At 41.8% G+C, this 20322-nt stretch carries 17 protein-coding genes; 7 read left to right on the forward strand and 10 right to left on the reverse strand.

The genetic code is table 11. From position 1 onward, the window contains the following. Positions 1-193: 193 nt before the first annotated feature. From IGI54_RS09060 to opp3b, 4 genes are read right to left on the reverse strand one after another with little or no spacing between them, the layout of a single operon-like run. Complete coding sequence (locus tag IGI54_RS09060) at positions 194-1147, reverse strand: ABC transporter ATP-binding protein (protein WP_216428337.1); 954 nt, start codon at positions 1145-1147, stop codon at positions 194-196. A gap of 16 nt (positions 1148-1163) precedes the next feature. After that, a complete protein-coding gene (locus IGI54_RS09065; protein ID WP_071860754.1) occupies positions 1164-2210 on the reverse strand; it encodes an ABC transporter ATP-binding protein in 1047 nt (348 codons plus the stop codon). 7 nt (positions 2211-2217) lie between these two features. Further along, positions 2218-3255 (reverse strand): oligopeptide ABC transporter permease, encoded by a 1038-nt coding sequence (gene opp3C, locus IGI54_RS09070; protein ID WP_071860753.1) that lies wholly within the window; start codon positions 3253-3255, stop codon positions 2218-2220. Continuing rightward, positions 3255-4196 (reverse strand): oligopeptide ABC transporter permease, encoded by a 942-nt coding sequence (gene opp3b / locus IGI54_RS09075; RefSeq protein ID WP_216428333.1) that lies wholly within the window; start codon positions 4194-4196, stop codon positions 3255-3257. The genes opp3C and opp3b overlap by 1 nt, the downstream gene beginning before the upstream one ends. A gap of 187 nt (positions 4197-4383) precedes the next feature. On the opposite strand from opp3b, the gene IGI54_RS09080 reads away from it, so the two are divergent. After that, a complete protein-coding gene (locus IGI54_RS09080) occupies positions 4384-4728 on the forward strand; it encodes a DUF3899 domain-containing protein (RefSeq protein ID WP_430620504.1) in 345 nt (114 codons plus the stop codon). Between the two features lie 110 nt (positions 4729-4838). Here IGI54_RS09080 and IGI54_RS09085 read toward each other — a convergent pair whose 3' ends face one another. Beyond that, complete coding sequence (locus tag IGI54_RS09085) at positions 4839-6503, reverse strand: peptide ABC transporter substrate-binding protein (RefSeq protein ID WP_071860750.1); 1665 nt, start codon at positions 6501-6503, stop codon at positions 4839-4841. A gap of 606 nt (positions 6504-7109) precedes the next feature. Between IGI54_RS09085 and IGI54_RS09090 the strand changes: the two genes are divergently transcribed. From IGI54_RS09090 to leuD, 4 genes are read left to right on the forward strand one after another with little or no spacing between them, the layout of a single operon-like run. Beyond that, a complete protein-coding gene (locus tag IGI54_RS09090) occupies positions 7110-8630 on the forward strand; it encodes a 2-isopropylmalate synthase (protein ID WP_430620505.1) in 1521 nt (506 codons plus the stop codon). A gap of 12 nt (positions 8631-8642) precedes the next feature. Next, on the forward strand, positions 8643-9692 hold the full coding sequence (leuB, locus tag IGI54_RS09095; RefSeq protein ID WP_430620506.1) for a 3-isopropylmalate dehydrogenase: 1050 nt from the start codon (positions 8643-8645) through the stop codon (positions 9690-9692). A gap of 47 nt (positions 9693-9739) precedes the next feature. Further along, complete coding sequence (gene leuC, locus IGI54_RS09100) at positions 9740-11113, forward strand: 3-isopropylmalate dehydratase large subunit (RefSeq protein ID WP_430620507.1); 1374 nt, start codon at positions 9740-9742, stop codon at positions 11111-11113. Beyond that, positions 11113-11694 carry a 3-isopropylmalate dehydratase small subunit gene (gene leuD / locus IGI54_RS09105; protein WP_430620508.1) on the forward strand — a complete coding sequence of 194 codons (582 nt, stop codon included), beginning with the start codon at positions 11113-11115 and terminating at the stop codon, positions 11692-11694. The genes leuC and leuD overlap by 1 nt, the downstream gene beginning before the upstream one ends. Before the next feature lie 73 nt (positions 11695-11767). On the opposite strand, the gene IGI54_RS09110 is transcribed toward leuD, so the two are convergent. The 5 genes from IGI54_RS09110 to IGI54_RS09130 form a co-directional block, all read right to left on the reverse strand. Next, complete coding sequence (locus tag IGI54_RS09110) at positions 11768-13534, reverse strand: ABC transporter ATP-binding protein (RefSeq protein WP_430620509.1); 1767 nt, start codon at positions 13532-13534, stop codon at positions 11768-11770. A gap of 33 nt (positions 13535-13567) precedes the next feature. Beyond that, complete coding sequence (locus tag IGI54_RS09115; RefSeq protein WP_430620510.1) at positions 13568-14269, reverse strand: MarR family winged helix-turn-helix transcriptional regulator; 702 nt, start codon at positions 14267-14269, stop codon at positions 13568-13570. A 167-nt stretch (positions 14270-14436) separates the two neighbouring features. Beyond that, positions 14437-14571 (reverse strand): FeoB-associated Cys-rich membrane protein, encoded by a 135-nt coding sequence (locus tag IGI54_RS09120; RefSeq protein WP_071860743.1) that lies wholly within the window; start codon positions 14569-14571, stop codon positions 14437-14439. Beyond that, positions 14559-16721, reverse strand: a complete 2163-nt coding sequence (feoB, locus tag IGI54_RS09125; protein ID WP_430620511.1) for a ferrous iron transport protein B — start codon at positions 16719-16721, stop codon at positions 14559-14561. The genes IGI54_RS09120 and feoB overlap by 13 nt, the downstream gene beginning before the upstream one ends. After that, on the reverse strand, positions 16722-17192 hold the full coding sequence (locus IGI54_RS09130; RefSeq protein ID WP_071860741.1) for a FeoA family protein: 471 nt from the start codon (positions 17190-17192) through the stop codon (positions 16722-16724). Between the two features lie 376 nt (positions 17193-17568). Between IGI54_RS09130 and nrdH the strand changes: the two genes are divergently transcribed. Both nrdH and nrdE read left to right on the forward strand, forming a co-directional pair. Next, complete coding sequence (gene nrdH, locus IGI54_RS09135) at positions 17569-17787, forward strand: glutaredoxin-like protein NrdH (protein ID WP_010745735.1); 219 nt, start codon at positions 17569-17571, stop codon at positions 17785-17787. A 270-nt stretch (positions 17788-18057) separates the two neighbouring features. Beyond that, positions 18058-20217 carry a class 1b ribonucleoside-diphosphate reductase subunit alpha gene (gene nrdE / locus IGI54_RS09140; protein ID WP_430620512.1) on the forward strand — a complete coding sequence of 720 codons (2160 nt, stop codon included), beginning with the start codon at positions 18058-18060 and terminating at the stop codon, positions 20215-20217. The last annotated feature ends 105 nt before the right edge of the window (positions 20218-20322 follow it).

Genomic DNA, 20322 nt, shown 5'->3' on the forward strand with positions numbered 1-20322 from the left:
AAGTGTCTTTGGCTACTTCGGTAGTTTAGAAAAAGACGCTTGATGTGGCATTTTTTATTTTTATTAAAAATAATTTAAATATAAAAAGAACATTGATTATTCCTTAAAAAATAAGCTGATGCTTTTTTATAAACAGCTCTTAACTTCATACAAAAACAGCCCAAACAACGATTGTTTGGGCTGTTTTTTTTAATTAAACTGCTACAGCTTTTTCACTTTTTAAATGCTGCAATTTTTTCTTATAGTAGGCTACTTCGTCTTCCGCTGCATAAATAAAATGTCCCGGTCCGATCTCTCGCAACGAACGTTCTTTGCCATCGTGTGGCTCGGTTTGATATTTTATCCGGCGACGTTGACGCTCATGATCAGGGTCTGGCATCGGAATTGCCGATAAGAGACTTTCTGTATAAGGATGCACGCCGAAGTGATAAATTTCATCACTACTACCTACCTCTAGTAAATGACCATTATTCATTACGCCGATCCGATCGCTGATGTGTTTTACCATCGAAAGATCATGAGCAATAAACAAATAAGTCAAATTGTGTTCCTTTTGCAAGTCTTGCAATAGATTGACTACTTGAGCTTGAATCGATACGTCTAAAGCCGAGATCGGTTCATCACAAATAATAAAGCGAGGACGCACTGCCAAGGCTCGGGCAATTCCGATCCGCTGACGCTGCCCACCAGAAAATTCATGAGGATAACGTGTTCCATGACTTGGATTCAGTCCAACTGTCTCCAACAGATCATTCACAATTTTATCCCGCTCTTTGCTAGTGCTGGCCAAGCCGTTGACATCGATTCCTTCTGCAATGATATCTTTGACCTTCATGCGAGGATTCAAGGAAGCATACGGATCTTGGAAGATCATTTGAACATCCCGTCGAAATTGTTTTGAGGCTTCTTTGCCGTGGATTTTAGTAACGTCTTGTCCATCAAATAAGACTTCACCCGCCGTCTGCTGGTTCAAACGAATAATCGTTCGTCCTGTCGTAGATTTTCCACTGCCGGACTCACCAACTAATCCAAAGGTCTCACCCTCTTCGATATAAAAACTGACATCATTCACGGCACGAACTTCATCTTTTCGGCCGGCATTGAAATATTGTTTTAGATTATTGACTTCTAACAGCCGTTTTGTCATAGTGATCCTCCTCGTGTTACGCAGAATGTTGTTTTTGTTTTTTTGCAAAGATATCCCAGCGCCGTTGAATCTCGGCAGGAGGAGTAACTGCAGGTGCTTGCGGCGCCAATAACCAAGTCGCGGCTTTATGCGTTGCTGAGAGTTCGAAAAACGGCGGCTCTTGCTCAGCGTCGATTTTTAATGCAAATTCATTTCGAGGATAAAAGGCATCGCCTTTTGGCGGGTCTAGTAAATCGGGCGGCGAACCAGGGATCGCATACAAGCGATCATTTTCACTTTCTAATGTCGGCATTGAGCCTAGTAAGCCCCATGTATAAGGATGCTGCGGATTGTAGAAAATCTCTTCCGCTGTCCCAACTTCAATAATTTTGCCTGCATACATCACCGCTACTCGATCAGCCACATTGGCTACCACCCCTAAATCATGGGTAATGAAAATAATCGATGTTTCGATCTTTGTTTGGATTTCTTTTAGTAATTCTAAAATTTGGGCTTGGATCGTCACGTCTAACGCTGTCGTCGGTTCATCGGCAATCAGGATTTCTGGATTACAAATCAGCGCAATCGCAATCACGATCCGTTGACGCTGCCCGCCGGAAAATTGATGGGGATAACTTTTTAAACGTTTCTCGGCATCGGGAATGCCAACTAAGTTCAACAAATCCAAGGCCGCTTTTAAGCCTTCTTTTTTCGAAACTTTTTTGTGCTTTCTTAAAGACTCAGCCACTTGTTTGCCGATCGGCATCGTCGGATCTAAAGAAGTCATAGGATCTTGGAAAATCATAGCGATTTCTCGTCCACGAATTTTTTGCATTTCTTTTTCTGTTTTGTTGACTAGATTATCACCTTTGAATACTATTTCTCCCTGATCGATATTCGCATTACTAGAGAGTAGCCGCATGATTGTCCGGGTGGTTACGGATTTCCCGCTACCAGATTCTCCCACAATGGCTAAGGTCTCGCCTTTATTTAATTCAAAATCGACACCGCGAATCGCGCGAACTTTCCCCGCATAGGTATCAAAAGATATTTGTAAGTTGTTTACTTCCAGAATTTTTGTCATACGCTCGTCACTCTTTCATTTTCGGATCGAAGGCATCTCGTAAACCGTCTGCCAATAGATTAAAACAGATCATAATGACGGAAATCGTCACCGCTGGAATCCATAATAAGTATGGCAAGTATAAGAAGGTTTTGTACCCGTCGTTCAACAATGTACCTAAAGAAGCATTCGGTGGCATCAAGCCTAGACCGATGAAACTCAAGAAAGCTTCAAAGAAGATCGCCGTTGGAATACTGAACATCATTTGAATAATAATGACACTGGAGATATTCGGGACGATATGCTTGAAGGCAATCTTCCATTTAGATTCTCCTAAGGTCATCCCAGCTAAAACATATTCTTGATCTTTCAATTTCAACGTCTGGGCTCGAACAATCCGCGCCATCGGTATCCAGTTGGTAATCGCCATCGCAGCTACGATTGAGAAGATCCCTGGTTCAAAAACTACCAGCATCAAAATCATTACCACTAAGTTGGGAATCCCTGAAAGAATTTCCAAGAAACGCTGCATCGCATTATCGACTTTTCCGCCTAAAAGACCTGAGATCAAGCCATAAGCCACACCGATCGTAATATCAAAGAGAGCGGCGATAAAGGCGATCAATAGTGAGATCCGTGTTCCCATGAATAGTCGGCTCAATACGTCTCGACCTAAGCTATCTGTTCCTAATAAATAATTCACGTTGCTGGGGACATCCGCTTGGGCGTATTTATTGACCAATTCACCGGCCACCATTGTTTTTCCGTTCAAACCGTTAATGTTCAGACCGGGAATTCGTGGTGGCAGATTGCTGTAATCCACATTTTGCTTCGTAGGATCTTGGGGTGAAATAAAAATCGTTAAAATTGAAACCGCGATGATCACGACAAGTAAGCTCATAGAAATCACGGCTGCTTTATTCTTTTTCAAACGGCGCCAAGAATCTTGTAAGAAATTCAAGGAAGGCGCAGCAATTTCTTCCCGTTCCTTCTCGGTATTTTTTTGTAACGGTTGAAATTCATCAGCAGGAATATCAACGATCGAAGAATATTTGATTGTTTCCATCAGCTCTTACTCCCTTCTGATAAACGAATCCGCGGATCAACAAGCCCATATAACAAGTCTACAACTAAAATAACGAAGACTAGCATAAAGGAATAAAGGATCGTCACCGCCATGATTGTTGGATAGTCATTGGTGGTAATGGACTTAACGAATTGTTCGCCGATCCCAGGAATTGCGAAAATATTTTCAACTACCAACGAACCGGTCATCAAGGCCACTGCTAGAGGTCCTAATAAGGTCATTAGAGGAATCAAACTATTTCGTAAACCATGCTTAAAGGCGATTTCCCAACGACTTAATCCTTTGGCCCGTGCCAACTCCACATAATCACTATGAAGGACTTCCACCATCTCGGTTCGAATAAATCGGGCCGAATCGGCTAATGGTGACATCGCCAAGGCGATCGTCGGCAAGATGGTATAGGCGAAGCCTTCCCATTTGGCGATCGGTAGAACTTGCAGCTTCATGGCAAAGATATACTGTAGTAAAACAGCAAAGACAAAGTTCGGGATTGAACGTCCCAAAATTGCTACTAGCGTTGAGGATGTATCCACCCAAGAGTTTTGGCGCATAGCCGCTACCGTTCCTAAAATGATCCCCACAAGGGTACCAAAGATAATTGCTTGTACCCCAAGTTGTAAGGAAGGTCCGATTCGTCCAGCTAATAAAGTCGCTACCGCTTGGTTTTTAAACTGGAAGGAAATCCCAAAGTCTCCTTGGACTAGATTGGATAAATAAATACCGTATTGAACGATCACCGGTTTGTCTAATCCCACCTGCTTGTTTAACATCGCAATCGTTTCTGGACTTAGACGTTCCTGATTGGTATATGGTGTCCCTGGTAATAATTGCATCAAGAAGAAAGTGATGGTCGCAATCAGCCATAATGTAATCAACATAAAAAAGACACGCTTTAATAAATACTTAACATAGCCGCTCATCTGGTGCCTCCTAATTTCTATCGTGATATGTATTTTAAATACATCGAATATCATTGAATTGTTTTACTAACTTTTATGAATAGAGCAAAAGCCCCACTGAATTTAACAGCCTGTTCTTTGACTTTAAAGATCATTTTGTTTTACAGTATCAATAGCTGTCCTTAACTTAAAAATTGGAGTTGTATGTATGAAAAATAAATTATTTCCCATCAGTATCGGTAGTGGGCTGTTAATCTTGACTGTCGTCTATTCTGCTTTTCAAAATGATTTGACGGCCGTAGCCTTATCCAACCGATTCTTTTTAGTTAGTCTGCCCTTTTTGATTATCGGCATTTTGTTATGGATTTTTTCTTCAGGCTTCTTTGACTATTTTCAGCATTCTATGAAACAAGCCGTTAATAGAAAACAAAAGAAAAAATCAGAAGGCTTGACCCTCTCCGAAGTGGGACAAGGACGCTATTTCTTTTGGTTGACCATTGCAGCGATCTTAATCGTCGCATCAATCGTTTGCGTCATTCTAGCAATGATCTAAAAGGAAGTTGGAACAAGGAACGTTCCAACTTCTTTTTTAGTCATCATCCCCCGTTTGCTCATCAAACAGTTTTTCCCGATTGATTTTCCACAGGTTCTTTTACTTCTCTACTATTTTTCTACGTAAGTCCATTTGTAATCCCAAGAAGCGCCAGCTGGGTGATGTACGATGCCTTTGACTTTCTCGTTTACTAAATGAGCTTCTGATAATTGGTAAAGCGGCGCAATCCCTGATTCTTTAGAGATGATTTCGTTAGCCTTTTGCAGATCATCCCAACGGGCTTCTTCATCACTAGCGTCTTTGTTGCCAGAATCATCGACTGCTTTATCATACTCTTCATTGCTCCAACGTCCACGGTTGTATGAATTCCCTGTAACGAATAAATCAGTGAAGCTAGATGGGTCTGCATAGTCAGCTCCCCAACCGCCTAAAAGAACATCGAAGTCGCCGTTATTCGAACGATCTAAACGAACAGAGAATGGTACTGGTGTCGGTTTAACTGTGATACCTGGCAAGGTTTCTTCTAAAGCACTTTGCATATATTCGATCACCTTTTTCGATGAATCGGTATCTGATGCCATTAATTCGAATGAAAGTGAATCGATATTCAATTCCTTCTTGGCTTTATCCCAATATTCTTTGGCTTTTTCTTTATCATAAGGAGCTAAATTACCCGCTTCTTTCGCGAAATCTTCGTCTGTCTTAGGATCTTTTGACATTCCTGATGGTACTAGACCAGTCGAAACAACTGAGCCATCACCTAATACTTGGTTGACTAAAGATTTACGATTAACTGCATAAGAAATTGCTTTACGCAAGTTTTCATTTTTAAATGGTGAGTCCGCTTTACGTTGATTGAATTCAAGGTAGCTAGTACGGGCTTCTTTAAATGATTTGTAGGCTGGATCATTGGCATTTTGTTGTGCTAATTCACCTGAAAGGATAATATCATCGGCTTCACCGTCTTTAAATAAGTTCAAAGAGGTAGAAGATTCTTTCACGACATTAACTTTGATATTCGATAATTTGACTTCGTCTTTATCCCAATACGTATCATTTTTCTTATATTCCCACTCCGTGTCCGTCCCCGGTCCATCGAAGCCTTCTAAGGTAAATGGTCCGTTATAAACGGATTTGTCACTCTTAGTCGCATAGTCTTTTCCATTTTCATCAACCACTTTTTGGTTTTGTGGGAAGAATGAAGGGAAAGCTAATAGATAATCAAAATAAGGTGTTGCCTTTGCTAATTTGATTTCCAATTCATGATCATTCACTGCTTTGATCCCTAATTCATCAGGTGATTTTTTCCCAGCAGTGATATCCGCCGCGTTTTCCACTGGTTCAAAGAGATAGGCATATTCTGAAGCTGTTTCTGGTTTCACTGTCCGTTGCCAGCCAAAGACATAATCTTTTGCTGTTACAGGATCGCCATTCGACCATTTTGCATCTTCTCTTAATTTAACAGTATAGGTTTTACCATCATCACTGACTTTGACTTTTTCGCTAGCACCAGCAGGCTGAGGCTTATTGTCTTTGTCTAAACGATAAATTCCTTCATAAACATTATTTAGTGCAGTGAAGCTGATTGTATCTGTTGCAACTGATAAGTCAGCGGTAGGCATTTCTTGTTGAACAACTAAATTGAAGGTGCCGTTGTTGTCTTTCGAACCGCTGCTAGAACTACTCTCGCTGTCCGATGACGACCCTCCGCCATAACAACCCGCTAAAACTAGACCACATATTGCGATAATCCCATAAGCAAATTTATTCCTCATATCTTTTTCCCCTTTGTTTCAATTTTCAGAATAATTATGTTTTTCTGAGTTAAGCAGTAGTTTAATCATTTCTTTTTAATAAATCAATACATTTGCTTAAACTTTTTTTAATTTCAGCAAAAAATCCAAATAAATCTTGTTAAATCAAAAATTAATTAAGAAAAAATTTTTTCTTAGCTAACTTAACCAATTAAATGTCACTTATTTCCTAGTTAATTTCCATCAAGATGTAAACTAACTTCTTTTTTAAAGATAAAAATAATACCCACTATTTTAGCGCAAACTTTCATTTTTTCATTTTTAAAACGCAATCATAGACTTTCAAAATTAAAATATTTTCTCACCTTTTTTTCATAAATACCATTGACATTCTTTTTGTTTTCTTATACGATGTTAACAACAAATTTTATAAAAATTCTGACAATAAACGGGTGGTTGCAATGACGAATACAAAAACAGCTTTCAACTCAACTTTATTATTATAGCAGGGACTCTTTCTTGAAATTTTTTCAAAGAGTCCCTATTAGCATTGCATCGGAGAAGAAAGAGGTTCTTCTCCGATGGAGTGCTTTTTTTATACCCGCTTTTGACTAAGGAGGAAAAAAGATGAGAAAGATCCAATTTTTCGACACCACATTGAGGGATGGCGAACAAACACCAGGAGTCAATTTTAATGTCAAAGAAAAAATTCAAATTGCCCTGCAATTAGAAAAATGGGGCGTTGATGTCATCGAAGCTGGCTTTCCGATCGCCTCTCCGGGAGACTTTGAAGCGGTTCAAAGTATCGCGTGTCAAATAAAAAAAATGACTGTCACCGGTTTGGCACGTTGCCAGAAAAAAGACATTGACCGCGCCTATGAAGCCCTAAAAGAAGCAGTCGATCCGCAAATCCATGTCTTCCTAGCTACAAGTGAGGTCCATATGCAATACAAATTGAAAATGACTAAAGCAGAAGTTCTCGCCTCGATTAAAGAGCATGTCAGCTATGCCCGCAGCTTATTTAAAAAAGTTCAGTTTTCACCAGAAGATGCTTCGCGAACGGAAAAAGACTTCCTATTAGAGGCAGTCCAAACGGCGATTGATGCCGGCGCGACGATTATTAATGTACCGGATACGGTGGGTTATTCGAATCCCACAGAATATGGCAGGATCTTCCGCTATCTAATCGAAAATATTCAAAGCGAGGCAGAGATCAGCTTTTCTTCCCATTGTCATGACGATCTAGGCATGGCTACCGCCAATGCCCTGGCAGCGATCGAGAACGGTGCCAATCGAGTCGAAGGTGCAATTAATGGGATTGGTGAACGGGCCGGCAATACGGCTTTGGAAGAAGTCGCTTTAGCATTATTCATTCGCAAAGATTTTTATCAATGTGAAACAGGGATCATTTTAAATGAAACCAAACGGACCAGTGAATTAGTTTCCCGCCTTTCAGGCATTCCAGTTCCAAAAAATAAGGCAATCATTGGCGAAAATGCCTATGCTCACGAATCAGGTATTCATCAAGACGGTGTGCTAAAAAATCCCGAGACGTATGAGATCATCACCCCGACTTTGGTTGGTGTCAGCCAAAATTCCCTGCCCCTTGGAAAATTGTCCGGCCGTCATGCTTTTAATACAAAACTTGAAGAGCTTGGCTATCAAATGAACGAGACAGATAGCAAAGAAGCCTTTAAACGATTTAAAAATTTAGCGGATAAGAAGAAACAAATCACGGATAAAGATTTAGTTGCACTATTAGCCGACCAATATCGAGAAGAAATTGAAAAATGGAAACTAGTCGACGTCCAAGTCCAATACAGCTCTAATGGTTATCAAGGAGCTATCGTTTCTATCTCAAGTGAGGAGAGCGATATCAAAGTAGCTTCACGGATCGGATCAGGAAGTATTCAAGCGATCTACAACGCCATTGATGAGCTGTTCCAGCAAGAACCTCAGCTGACGGAATATGAAATCCAAGCATTAACTGGTGGTGAAGATGCGCAAGCTGAAGTTCGAGTCACACTGTTTGATGAAAAAACCAATCGTGAGGTCCGCGGGATTGGGGTCGATTTCGATGTGCTTCATGCCTCAGCTAAAGCTTATGTACAAGCCAGTAATCATTTAATTCAAACGATAATCGAATAAGGAGATGCATTTATGAATAGTAAAATTGTTATTTTAGCCGGTGATGGGATCGGGCCAGAAATCATGGACAGCGGGTTGACGGTCTTAGCCGCGATCAAGGCACAGTGTTCTCACGAATTTACCATCGAAAAACAGCCTTTTGGCGGTGCCGGAATCGATGAAGCGGGTGCCTCCTTGCCTGAAGCAACGCTTGCCGCTTGTCAAACAGCCGATGCGATCCTTCTTGGTGCCATCGGTGGACCGAAGTGGGAAAAAATGACCGATACACCAGAAAAAGGTCTATTGGGTTTACGTAAAGCCCTGAACTTATTCGCTAATATTCGGCCGGTCTCCGTTTCTTCTGCTTTGCTGCACCTCTCACCTTTGAATCCAGAAATTATTGAAGGCACGGATTTGATTATCGTTCGGGAATTAAGCAGTGGCATTTATTTTGGCGAACCACGTGAATTAGGTGAAACGATGGCCTTCGATACTGCTCGGTACCAAAAATCAGAAATTAAGCGGATCTTACATGCGGCTTTTACGATCGCTCAGGGCCGCAGTAAAAGGGTCACCTCGGTTGATAAGGCCAACGTTTTGGCCTCCAGTAAACTGTGGCGGGCAACCGCCGAGGAGGTCGCAAAAGACTATCCTGATTGCCAATTAGAGCATCAATATGTAGACTCCGCAGCGATGAAGTTGATTCAAAATCCCAAAGCCTTCGATGTGATCGTTACGGAAAATCTTTTTGGGGATATTTTAAGTGATGAAGCCTCGGTCTTACCTGGCTCGCTTGGCGTCTTACCAAGTGCGAGTCATAGCTCTGATGGCCCTTCCCTTTACGAGCCAATCCATGGCTCTGCCCCTGATATCGCCGGCAAAGGAATTGCCAATCCGATCTCAATGATTTTATCGGTAGCCATGATGCTGCGACAGTCCTTTCAAGAAGAAGCTGCGGCAGCCGCGATCGAAGCTGCTTGCGATATCGTCTTAAAACAAGGGGTATTTACTAGTGATCTTGGGGGAGAAGCCTCCACAATAGAATTTACCGACGCTGTGGTTAAAGAACTAACGAAAAAATAAAACTGGCTAATCAGATAGCAAAAAATAGCCGATAAGGAGTACAAACAATGAGACAGACATTATTTGATAAACTTTGGCAGCGACACGTTGTTTATGGCGAAGCAGGTGCACCGCAACTGCTTTATATTGACTTACATTTGATTCACGAAGTTACGTCACCGCAAGCCTTTGCTGGTATTCGTGAAGCGGGACGAACCTTGCGTCATCCCGAAAGAACCTTCGCGACAATGGATCACAACACTCCGACAGTCGATATTTTCAATTTCACGGACCTCGTCGCGAAAAAACAGATCGATACGTTGCGAGCTAATTGTGACGAATTCGGCGTTCAACTTTGTGATAATGGTAGTCAACGACAAGGGATCGTCCACATGGTGGGACCGGAAACCGGCTTGACCCAACCAGGAAAAACGATCGTTTGTGGCGATTCTCATACAGCTACTCACGGTGCGTTCGGTGCCTTAGCCTTTGGAATTGGAACTAGTGAAGTGGAACACGTTTTTGCGACTCAAACCCTTTGGCAAAATAAACCAAAAAATATGGGCATCAAAATTACTGGCAAATTGCCAAAAGGTGTCTATGCCAAAGATATTATTTTAGCCTTGATTGCTAAATACGGAACTAATTTTGGGGTTGGTTATGCTGCTGAATTTTGTGGAGAGACCATTGAAAGTCTCTCGATGGAAGAACGCATGACGATTTGCAATATGGCGATTGAAGGAGGCGCCAAGATTGGCTTGATCGCTCCTGACGAAAAAACCTTTGAATACGTCGCGGATCGCCAATACGCGCCTAAAAACATGACTGCTGCAATTGAAGATTGGAAACAATTATACACAGACGAAGACGCACAATACGATAAAGTCTTGACGCTAGAAGTCGGTGAGCTGGTTCCTTTCGTTACTTGGGGCACTAATCCCGAAATGGGTGTGCCTTTTGACGGAACATTTCCTGCGATCACCTCGCCGGATATTCAACAAGCCTACGATTATATGGATTTGAAGCCCGGACAAACCCCGGCGGATATTCCGATTGGCTATGTCTTTATTGGTTCTTGTACCAACGGTCGGCTTTCAGATTTGCAAGAAGCGGCCAAAATCGTTGCCGGAAAAAAAGTCAATGACCAAGTTACCGCGATCGTGGTTCCCGGTTCCCGACCTGTTCGTAAAGCGGCAGAAGAAATCGGCTTGGATAAAATCTTTAAAGCGGCGGGCTTTGAATGGCGTGAGCCGGGTTGCTCGATGTGTCTCGGAATGAATCCGGACCGCGTCCCAGCAGGCGTTCATTGTGCCTCTACTTCTAATCGAAACTTCCAAGGACGCCAAGGAAAAGATGCCCGTACACATCTGTGCAGCCCCGCGATGGCCGCCCTCGCCGCCATTAACGGAAACTTTGTCGATAGTCGTAAGGAGGTTATCTAATGGAAAAATTTACCGTCTATACTGGAAAGACCGTCCCGTTGATGAACGACAATATTGATACCGATCAAATCATTCCTAAAGGTTTCCTGAAGCAAGTCGATAAAGCCGGCTTTGGCAAACATCTTTTTGATGAGTGGCGTTACTTAGAGGATCGTTCAGAGAATCCCGCGTTTATTCTAAATGCACCAGAGCGCAAGGAAGCGACGATTTTGATCTCTGGCGAAAACTTTGGTTCCGGTTCTTCCCGGGAACATGCAGCTTGGGCGATCCAAGACTACGGCTTCAAAGCAGTGATCGCCGGCAGCTACAGCGATATTTTTTACATGAACGCTTTAAAAAATGGCCTGCTGCCAATTCAATTGTCCCAATCTGTGCGAGACGCGCTAAGTCACTTACCAGCTGATCAAAGCATCACGATTGATCTACCAAAACAAGAAGTCCGCACCCCAGACGCCTGCTATGGTTTTTCAATCGACCCGACTTGGAAAGAAAAACTGGTGGAAGGTTTGGATGATATCAGTATCACTTTAGGCTATGAAGACAAGATCACGGCCTACGAAAAGAAGATGCCAACTTATTAAAGCCAACACTAGCTCATTGAATCTTTCCTAAAGCAGCAAAAAACTCTTCGAAAAAAATTTCGAAGAGTTTTTTTTAATTTAACACTTGTTCTTGTACATATTGAGCATAAAGCGGATGCGCGGCAATCAATTCACTATGAGAGCCGTGTCCGGTCACTTCCCCTTTTTCAATGAAATAAATATGATCGGCATCCACGATGGTAGACAATCGGTGAGCGATCACCAACGTCGTCCGCCCTTCCATCAATTGATCCAATGCCCGTTGGACCTTTTCTTCAGATTGAGAATCCAAGCTGGCTGTCGCTTCATCTAGCATTAAAATCTTAGGATCTCGCAAGAAGGCACGAGCGATGGCGATCCGTTGTTTTTGTCCACCCGAAAGTTTCACGCCTCGTTCGCCTAACTCTGTTTCCAATTGCTCTGGAAAATCCCGAACAAATTGATCGGCGTAGGCTAATTCCAACCCATGCCACAATTCGGCTTCTGTTAAGGTACGTTCTAATCCATACTGCAAGTTTTCGCGAATGCTTCCGGCAAAGACTGCACTATCTTGAGAAACATAACCGATCTGGGAGCGCCAATTCGTTAGACTGATGTCTTCGATGGTTTCAGCACCGATCTTGATCGTGCCATTGACCGGATTGTAGAAACGTTCTAGCAAGGCGAAAATAGTCGATTTCCCGCCGCCGCTTGGTCCAGCAAAAGCGATCACTGTATTAGGTTTCGCTTCAAAAGAAACATTTTTCAAAATCGGATGATCTTCGGTATATTGGAAGGATAAATTTTCTGCCTTGATCGTTTGTCCAGTGACATCGATCCGTTTGCCCATTTCAATTGGTTCTAAATCCGTCTTGAGAATTTGTTCGATCCGTTCGGTTGCGCCCATCGCCTTTTGAACTTGAGAGAAGAACATGGCAAAACTAGCTGCCGGCATCATGATGTTAAATAGATATAATAGGAAAGCGACTAACTCTCCACTCGTTAAGGTGCCAGCTTGAACGCGAACTGCACCATACCCTAAAATCCCTACGAATAAACCTAACATAACCGTCGTAATAATCGGTTGCAGCAGAGCCTCGACTTTGGCATCCTTGATTCCTAAGCTGAAAATTTTGTTAATGAAAGACCCGCCGCTTTCTTTTTCAAAGGTTTCACCGTTGCTAGCTTTAATCAAACGAATCTCCGATAATTTTTCACTAGCTTCCGCATTGAAGTCTGCAGTCGCCGCTTGTAATTGACGACCTAACCGAGACATCACCCGACCGATCGGCATCATGATCAAAGCCATCACAGGCACCGCCAAAAACATCAGTGACGCCATCTTCCAGTCCATTACGAATAAAATCACCATGGAGCCAACTAGCTGGATTGCACCAGTTATAAAGTTAGGAAATTGAGTTGCCACCAAATCTTTGATGACCGTCGTATCATTGACTAACCGTGAGCTGCTTTCCCCTGATTTATGGTCATCAAAATAACCAACTGGCATTTGCAGTAAATGACCCCATAATTTTTCCCGCAGTGTTTTAACCGCGCTTTCTCCTACAAAACGCAATAAGAAGCTGCCGATTGCACCAAAAGCTAATTGCGCCACGAAAGCCAAAACTAACACAATCAACATCTTCTTATCGATCTGGGCCAATTTACTCGTATCGATCAAGCCTTTGGTTAATTGCGGTACGATCAAACTGGCACCGCTAGTCAATAAGCTCAAAAATAAGCCGATCATAAACAACGCTTTCTTTGGGTTAACACTCGTGATCAATCGAATAAAATCCTTTAATTTATAGTTACTTTTAGCGGCAGGTCTTTCCTCTGCCATGTCCATTCCGCGATCCATGTGCGATTCCTCCTCTTTTAGCAAAATTTTTTGCTAAAAATCTTCCCATTCTGTCTCTTTAGTTGTTTGCTTTTCATCTGGTGCTTCGGGAAAATCACGGCTCCCCCAAAAATCCTGACGAAAATCATGTTTGAAGTCTCTTGAAAAATCACGAGAAGCCTTGCGCATTTCTCGCTTCATTTGATTACGCATTCGGTGCTGCTCTTCCCGCGAAAGATTTCGCCAGTCTTCCTGCCAATTTTCCGCAAATTGTTCACGCATTGCCTGCATCTGCCGTAAACGATCCATTGGATCAACGAAGCGCCCCGCTTGCTTTTGAAATTCTTCTTGCCAGCCAGCTGAAATCTTTTGCATGTAGGCACTGAAATTTTCCTGCTCTTCTTCTGTTAAACCGGCAAAAAAAGCTTCACTCATGTCTTCACTAACATGACTAAATTTCTGAGCTTTTTGTTGGCCCTGTTGTGTTAAGAAAACACGTTTGATGCGTTTGTCCTGCTCTTCTTCTTTCCGCAGAACATCCCCACTTTTTTCCATTTTTTTCATCAATTCCGCCAGTGAACTAGGACGAATATCTAAAATCTCAGCTAATTGGCTTTGAATTAATCCGTCTTCTTTTGCCAAAACGGCTAAGACACGTTGCTGCCCATTTAATTTTTGTCGTTTACTCATGAACGCATTACTAGCTGAACTAATAAAACGTAATTGTCGCATCAAATCTTTCGTAAAATCACTCATCATCAAACGCTCCTTCACCTATTTCCATTTAAAGTTCGGTACCTAACTTCATTTCGTTTGCTATTATAGTTCGGTGCCGAACTATTGTCAACAATTATGTTGAACTTTTTTGAAGACGCAAAAACACCGACTTTAAAGCAATCTGCTTTAAAAGTCGGTGTTTGATTTTATTCTTTATTCTGCTCTTCTTTGACTGGACAGCCGCATTCGCAATCTTCACAGGAGCTACCATTTTTAATCCTGCGATAAATAACCACTCCGGCCCCGCCAAAGATTAAGACACTTAAAATTATAGTTGCCATTCTTTCACCTCTTTGATTTCTTCAATCGTAATCGTCGGTGATTGTTTCACTGGTTTTCTCAAGATGAAGTACAGCATTGCGACAATCAAACCGATTGCAAGGATAAAGCCAACGCCAAGTGCTCCGCCTTCAAAGGCTACATGACCGATTTGGTAAATAATAAAGCTAACCACGTAGGCCAAGCCACATTGGTAGCCAATCGCCCGCCAAGTCCATTTGATATCGCCCATTTCACGATGGATCGCACCCATCGCGGCAAAACATGGTGCGCACAATAAATTAAAGACTAAGAAAGAATAGCCAGCAACAGGTGTATAGGCCGCTTGCAAGGACTTCCAAATTTCGACTCCGTCTTCCGCTACTTCGGCATGCCGATATAAAATTCCAAAAGTTCCGATAACATTTTCCTTTGCTACTAAACCAGTGATCGCAGCAACTGCTCCCCGCCAATCACCCCAACCTAATGGTGCAAAAATCGGTGCGATCAACCCACCTAAAGCCGCTAAAATACTGTCATTTTCATTGACTGATTGCAAGGAGAAATTATAGCTAGAAATAAACCAGATCACGATACTAGAAACAAAGATGATCGTCCCCGCCCGTTTAACAAAGGCTTTACTGTGATCATACGTATAACGGATCGTATTACCGATTCTAGGCATATGATACAGCGGCAATTCCATAATAAAGGGCGATGGGTCGCCAGCAAAAAGTTTGGTTTTCTTCAAAGCGATCCCTGATAAAACAATCGCTCCCATACCAATAAAGTAAGCCGATGGAGCTACCCAACTACTATTTGGGAAAAAGGCTCCAGCCACTAGCGCAATGATTGGCAACTTTGCCGAACACGGCATAAAGGTCGTCAGCATCGCCGTCATTCGCCGATCCTTTTCATTCTCGATCGTGCGACTTGCCATCACACCCGGTACACCACAACCAGTGGCAATCAGCATCGGGATAAAAGATTTACCTGACAAGCCGAACTTGCGAAAGATCCGGTCCATTACAAAAGCGATCCGCGCCATATAGCCGCAGTCTTCCAATAATGCCAAACAAAGGAACAACACCATCAATTGCGGCAAGAAGCCTAATACGGCTCCGACACCGGCAATGATTCCATCTAAAATCAAGCTTTGCATCCAACCAGCCACATGCCATGACTGTAAGGTAGAGCCGACAAAATTAGGTACGATATCGCCGAAGAGATTGTCATTCACCCAATCCGTTCCCATCGCGCCCACCGTCTGAATCGCAATATAATAAATCAACCACATCACCAACACAAAAATTGGCAACGCTAGGAAACGATTCGTTACGACTCGGTCGATTTTATCTGAAAGAGATAATTTAAATTGATCCTCGTCCACTACGCATAATGTTTTTAAATCAGTAATAAAATTATAACGTTCGTTGATGACTAGGCTTTCAGCATCCTCACCGAAGACCTTTTCCGTGATCTTAGTAATCTCCGCTAAGTCCTTCTGCTGGATTGAACTTAAATCTAATTCTTTTTGTGCTCGTTCGTCTCGCTCAAATAATTTTAGGCTATACCAGCGGCTGTATTTTTCCAACACGGTACTGCCTAAAACTTCTTGAATCTCGCTAAGTGCTGCTTCCAGCTTCTTATCATAGTGCGGGAAATTAACTTCTTCGACACCTTTTTTGATTAAATGCAACGCCTCATTAACAGCTTTATCGATGCCCCAATTTTTTAATGCGCTGATTCCTACTACGGGGACCCCTAAGGCATAAGAAAGTTTTTCCAAATTGATTTGCTTGCCACTTTTTTTGATGATATCCATCATGTTGACTGCTACAACGACTGGAATACCGGTCTCGATCAATTGCGTCGTTAAATAAAGATTGCGTTCAAGATTGGTCCCGTCAATAATATTAATGATGGCATTAGGCGTCCCGGATAGTAAATAATCCCGAGCCACTACTTCTTCTGGCGAATAAGGTGACAATGAATAAATACCTGGTAGATCATCGATAGTAACATCAGAATTCTTTTTGTAGATACCTTCTTTGCGTTCTACTGTTACTCCTGGCCAATTGCCGACAAATTGATTCGTTCCAGTTAAGACGTTAAAGGTGCTGGTCTTCCCGCTGTTAGGATTCCCCGCTAATGCAATATGGACTTTTGCCATCTATTCCGCCTCCTTCGCGACAACAATCATCTCAGATTCATTTTTCCGTAAACTTAATTCATATCCTCGGATCCGTAATTCCATCGGATCGCCTAAAGGTGCTAATTTTACAACCTTGATCTCCGTTCCTTTCGTCAAGCCCATATCCATTAACCGCCGTTTAATTGCGCCGCTACCATGAACATTCACAACAGTTCCTTGTTCCCCAACCTTCAATTGGTCAAGTGAAATCCACGATTGCTGAGCTTCCGTTAGGTCTTTCACAAGTATTTTCTTTAATAAAGATTGAGATAAGGCTAAGCGGGTATTGTGTAGCAGAATAATCCCGTTATCGCCAGAATGATTTACAACCGCAACCTTCGAACCCACAATCATACCTAGATCTTGCATGCGGTGCTTTAGATCATTATCTAGTGCCATTTCATCAATTTGAACTACTTGGTTCAACGAAACATCTGCTAAAGTCGTCATATACCCTCCACCTAACTCTAATCAATAATGAGAATCTTTCTCACTAAGAATAGCTTCATTTGGCAACAAAGTCAATAATTGGTCGAAGATTTTCTAGTTTGGCGAGCAGTTTGTTTGACAATCACTGATTTATTTGATTTTAAAGATATTTATTAGTTATTAAAAAAACTTTTTCCTCGAAAAAAAACATCGTTGATTGCTTTTTTCAATTCCACAACGGTATTTTACTTTGAAACAGTCTGCTTTCAAGGTTTTTGCAAAAAACACAAAACGTAGTATACCAATATTTGACCAACACAATATATGGTGTTTAACCGTTGACTTTTAGCCCACATCTTTTATACTAGTAATTGTAGAAATCAAGGGAGGTAGTCTTATGGTAAAAGTCTATTCTAAAAATAATTGCATGCAGTGCAAGATGACAAAACGTTATTTAACTGAGAACCAAATTTCATTTGAAGAAGTCAATATCGACAATGAACCCGAAGCACTAGGTTTTTTAAAAGATCAAGGTTTCCAAAGTGTCCCAGTTATTTTCGGCGGACAGCAAGCCATCATCGGTTTCCGTCCAGATCAATTGAAAGCATTAGCCTAACTCGAAACTTTGCGGTCCCACGATTGCAAAGTTTTCTTCTTTTATAGATAGAAAAGAGGCGGAAGCGAACGCCTTCAGCTTTTTACCAGCTCCATTCCGCGCTTTAGCGTGATTAATAGACTGGTTGGCGCTATGACAATCAAACTCATTTTTCACGTTTTTTGAAAAACGAGTTTCCTAAATTGGGATTAGCCGAAGACCAAGACTGAAAAAGCTCGTTCGTGAAGCCAAACATGAATAGCAAAAGATAAAATAGAAAGATGTGACGAAATGAGTTTAAAAGACCTCGGTGAAGTATCTTACTTCAAGCTAAACAATGAAATCAATCGTCCAGTCAATGGACAGATTCCACTAAATAAAGACAAAGACGCGTTAGCAGCCTTTTTTAAAGAAAATGTTGAACCAAATACACATAAATTTGCTTCCGTGCAAGAAAAAATCGACTATTTAATAGAAGAAGATTTTTTAGAAGAAGCCTTTATCGCAAAATACACCTCTGCTTTTATCGAGAAGTTGTACGCTTATTTAGCGGAGCAGAATTTTACCTTCAAATCTTTTATGGCGGCTTATAAGTTTTATTCTCAGTATGCTCTGAAAAGTAATGACGGCACTGAGTATTTAGAAAGTTATGAAGATCGCGTGGCCTTCAATGCGCTATATTTTGCGAATGGCGATGAAAAATTAGCCTTATCCTTAGCCGATGAAATGATCCACCAACGTTACCAACCAGCAACCCCTTCATTTTTAAATGCCGGACGCAAACGCCGTGGTGAATTAGTCTCTTGTTTCTTGATCCAAGTTACCGATGATATGAACAGCATCGGCCGTTCGATTAACTCAGCCCTTCAACTGTCTCGGATTGGCGGTGGAGTTGGAATCAATCTTTCTAATCTACGTGAAGCTGGCGCCCCCATTAAAGGTTATGATGGTGCAGCCAGTGGGGTTGTACCGGTCATGAAATTATTCGAAGACAGTTTCTCTTATTCTAACCAACTTGGTCAACGTCAAGGTGCTGGTGTCGTCTATTTAGATGTCTTCCATCCTGATATTGAAATGTTTTTATCAGCAAAAAAAGAAAACGCCGATGAAAAAATTCGCGTGAAGACTCTTTCACTTGGTGTAACTGTACCGGATAAATTTTATGAATTGGCCCGTAACAATGAAGACATGTATTTGTTCAGCCCTTATGGAGTTGAGCGTGAATACGGCGTGCCCTTTTCTTACGTAGACATCACTAAAGAGTATGATAATTTAGTAGCGAACCCTAATATTCGCAAGAAAAAAATTCGTGCACGTGATTTAGAAAATGAACTGTCTAAATTGCAGCAAGAATCTGGTTATCCATATATCATCAACATCGATACCGCCAATCGTGCCAACCCAATCGATGGAAAGATCGTGATGAGTAACCTTTGTTCTGAAATTCTACAAGTACAAACGCCTTCTACCATTAATGGCCGTCAAGAGTACGATGTATTAGGAACGGACATTTCTTGTAATCTAGGCTCTACCAATATCGTTAACTTAATGGAGAGTCCTGACTTTGGACAATCAGTTCGGACGATGACTCGGGCGTTAACTTTTGTTACTGATGAATCCGATATTGAAGTAGTACCTTCGATCCAAAACGGCAATCACTTGAATCATACCATCGGCCTTGGTGCAATGGGCTTACACAGCTTCTTCGCCAAACATTTGATGGAATATGGTTCTGAAGAATCAATCGACTTCACCAATGTTTATTTCACGTTGTTAAACTACTGGACTTTAATGGAAAGTAACGCGATGGCGAAAGAACGCAAGACCGTCTTCCATAACTTTGAAAAATCTGATTACGCCAACGGTTCTTATTTTGATAAATACATGACCGGCGAATTTGCACCAAAAACTGACAAGGTCAAAGAAATCTTTAAAGAAATCTTCGTCCCTTCTGCTGAAGATTGGGCAAATTTGAAAGCAGCTGTTCAAAAAGACGGCTTGTATCACCAAAACCGTTTAGCTGTTGCGCCAAATGGATCGATCTCTTATATTAACGATACGAGTGCTAGCTTGCATCCAATCACTCGCTTGATTGAAGAACGGCAAGAAAAGAAAATCGGGAAAATTTATTATCCAGCACCTTACTTGAACAATGAAACTTTGCCTTACTATACGTCTGCTTATGATATGGATATGCGTAAAGTAATCGATGTCTATGCGACGGCCCAACAACACATTGACCAAGGTATGAGCTTAACTCTATTTATGCGTTCAGAGATTCCTGAGGGCTTGTACGAATGGAAAACCGAAACAAAACAAACGACACGTGACCTGAACATCTTACGTAACTACGCCTTTTACAAAGGCTGCAAATCGATCTACTATGTCCGGACCTTTACGGATGATGCAGAAGAAATCGGTTCGAACCAATGTGAAAGCTGTGTGATCTAGGAAAAGCGGAACGTACTCGTCCAGGTTCCGAACAATAGGACTAAAATTTTCGCTTATTGCTGAGGAAACTAGTCCGTGCAGCTGGACATCTAAATTTCTATTCCC

This window comes from Enterococcus sp. DIV0800, assembly GCF_050559735.1.
Taxonomy (GTDB): Bacteria; Bacillota; Bacilli; order Lactobacillales; family Enterococcaceae; genus Enterococcus_A; species Enterococcus_A devriesei.

Excerpts from the sequence above, each read along its gene's own strand:
- IGI54_RS09060 (WP_216428337.1), bottom strand. The coding sequence starts at position 1,147 with ATGACAAAACGGCTGTTAGAAGTCAATAATCTAAAACAATATTTCAAT.
- IGI54_RS09065 (WP_071860754.1), bottom strand. The coding sequence starts at position 2,210 with ATGACAAAAATTCTGGAAGTAAACAACTTACAAATATCTTTTGATACC.
- opp3C (WP_071860753.1), bottom strand. The coding sequence starts at position 3,255 with ATGGAAACAATCAAATATTCTTCGATCGTTGATATTCCTGCTGATGAA.
- opp3b (WP_216428333.1), bottom strand. The coding sequence starts at position 4,196 with ATGAGCGGCTATGTTAAGTATTTATTAAAGCGTGTCTTTTTTATGTTG.
- IGI54_RS09080 (WP_430620504.1), top strand. The coding sequence starts at position 4,384 with ATGAAAAATAAATTATTTCCCATCAGTATCGGTAGTGGGCTGTTAATC.
- IGI54_RS09085 (WP_071860750.1), bottom strand. The coding sequence starts at position 6,503 with ATGAGGAATAAATTTGCTTATGGGATTATCGCAATATGTGGTCTAGTT.
- IGI54_RS09090 (WP_430620505.1), top strand. The coding sequence starts at position 7,110 with ATGAGAAAGATCCAATTTTTCGACACCACATTGAGGGATGGCGAACAA.
- leuB (WP_430620506.1), top strand. The coding sequence starts at position 8,643 with ATGAATAGTAAAATTGTTATTTTAGCCGGTGATGGGATCGGGCCAGAA.
- leuC (WP_430620507.1), top strand. The coding sequence starts at position 9,740 with ATGAGACAGACATTATTTGATAAACTTTGGCAGCGACACGTTGTTTAT.
- leuD (WP_430620508.1), top strand. The coding sequence starts at position 11,113 with ATGGAAAAATTTACCGTCTATACTGGAAAGACCGTCCCGTTGATGAAC.
- IGI54_RS09110 (WP_430620509.1), bottom strand. The coding sequence starts at position 13,534 with ATGGATCGCGGAATGGACATGGCAGAGGAAAGACCTGCCGCTAAAAGT.
- IGI54_RS09115 (WP_430620510.1), bottom strand. The coding sequence starts at position 14,269 with ATGAGTGATTTTACGAAAGATTTGATGCGACAATTACGTTTTATTAGT.
- IGI54_RS09120 (WP_071860743.1), bottom strand. The coding sequence starts at position 14,571 with ATGGCAACTATAATTTTAAGTGTCTTAATCTTTGGCGGGGCCGGAGTG.
- feoB (WP_430620511.1), bottom strand. The coding sequence starts at position 16,721 with ATGGCAAAAGTCCATATTGCATTAGCGGGGAATCCTAACAGCGGGAAG.
- IGI54_RS09130 (WP_071860741.1), bottom strand. The coding sequence starts at position 17,192 with ATGACGACTTTAGCAGATGTTTCGTTGAACCAAGTAGTTCAAATTGAT.
- nrdH (WP_010745735.1), top strand. The coding sequence starts at position 17,569 with ATGGTAAAAGTCTATTCTAAAAATAATTGCATGCAGTGCAAGATGACA.
- nrdE (WP_430620512.1), top strand. The coding sequence starts at position 18,058 with ATGAGTTTAAAAGACCTCGGTGAAGTATCTTACTTCAAGCTAAACAAT.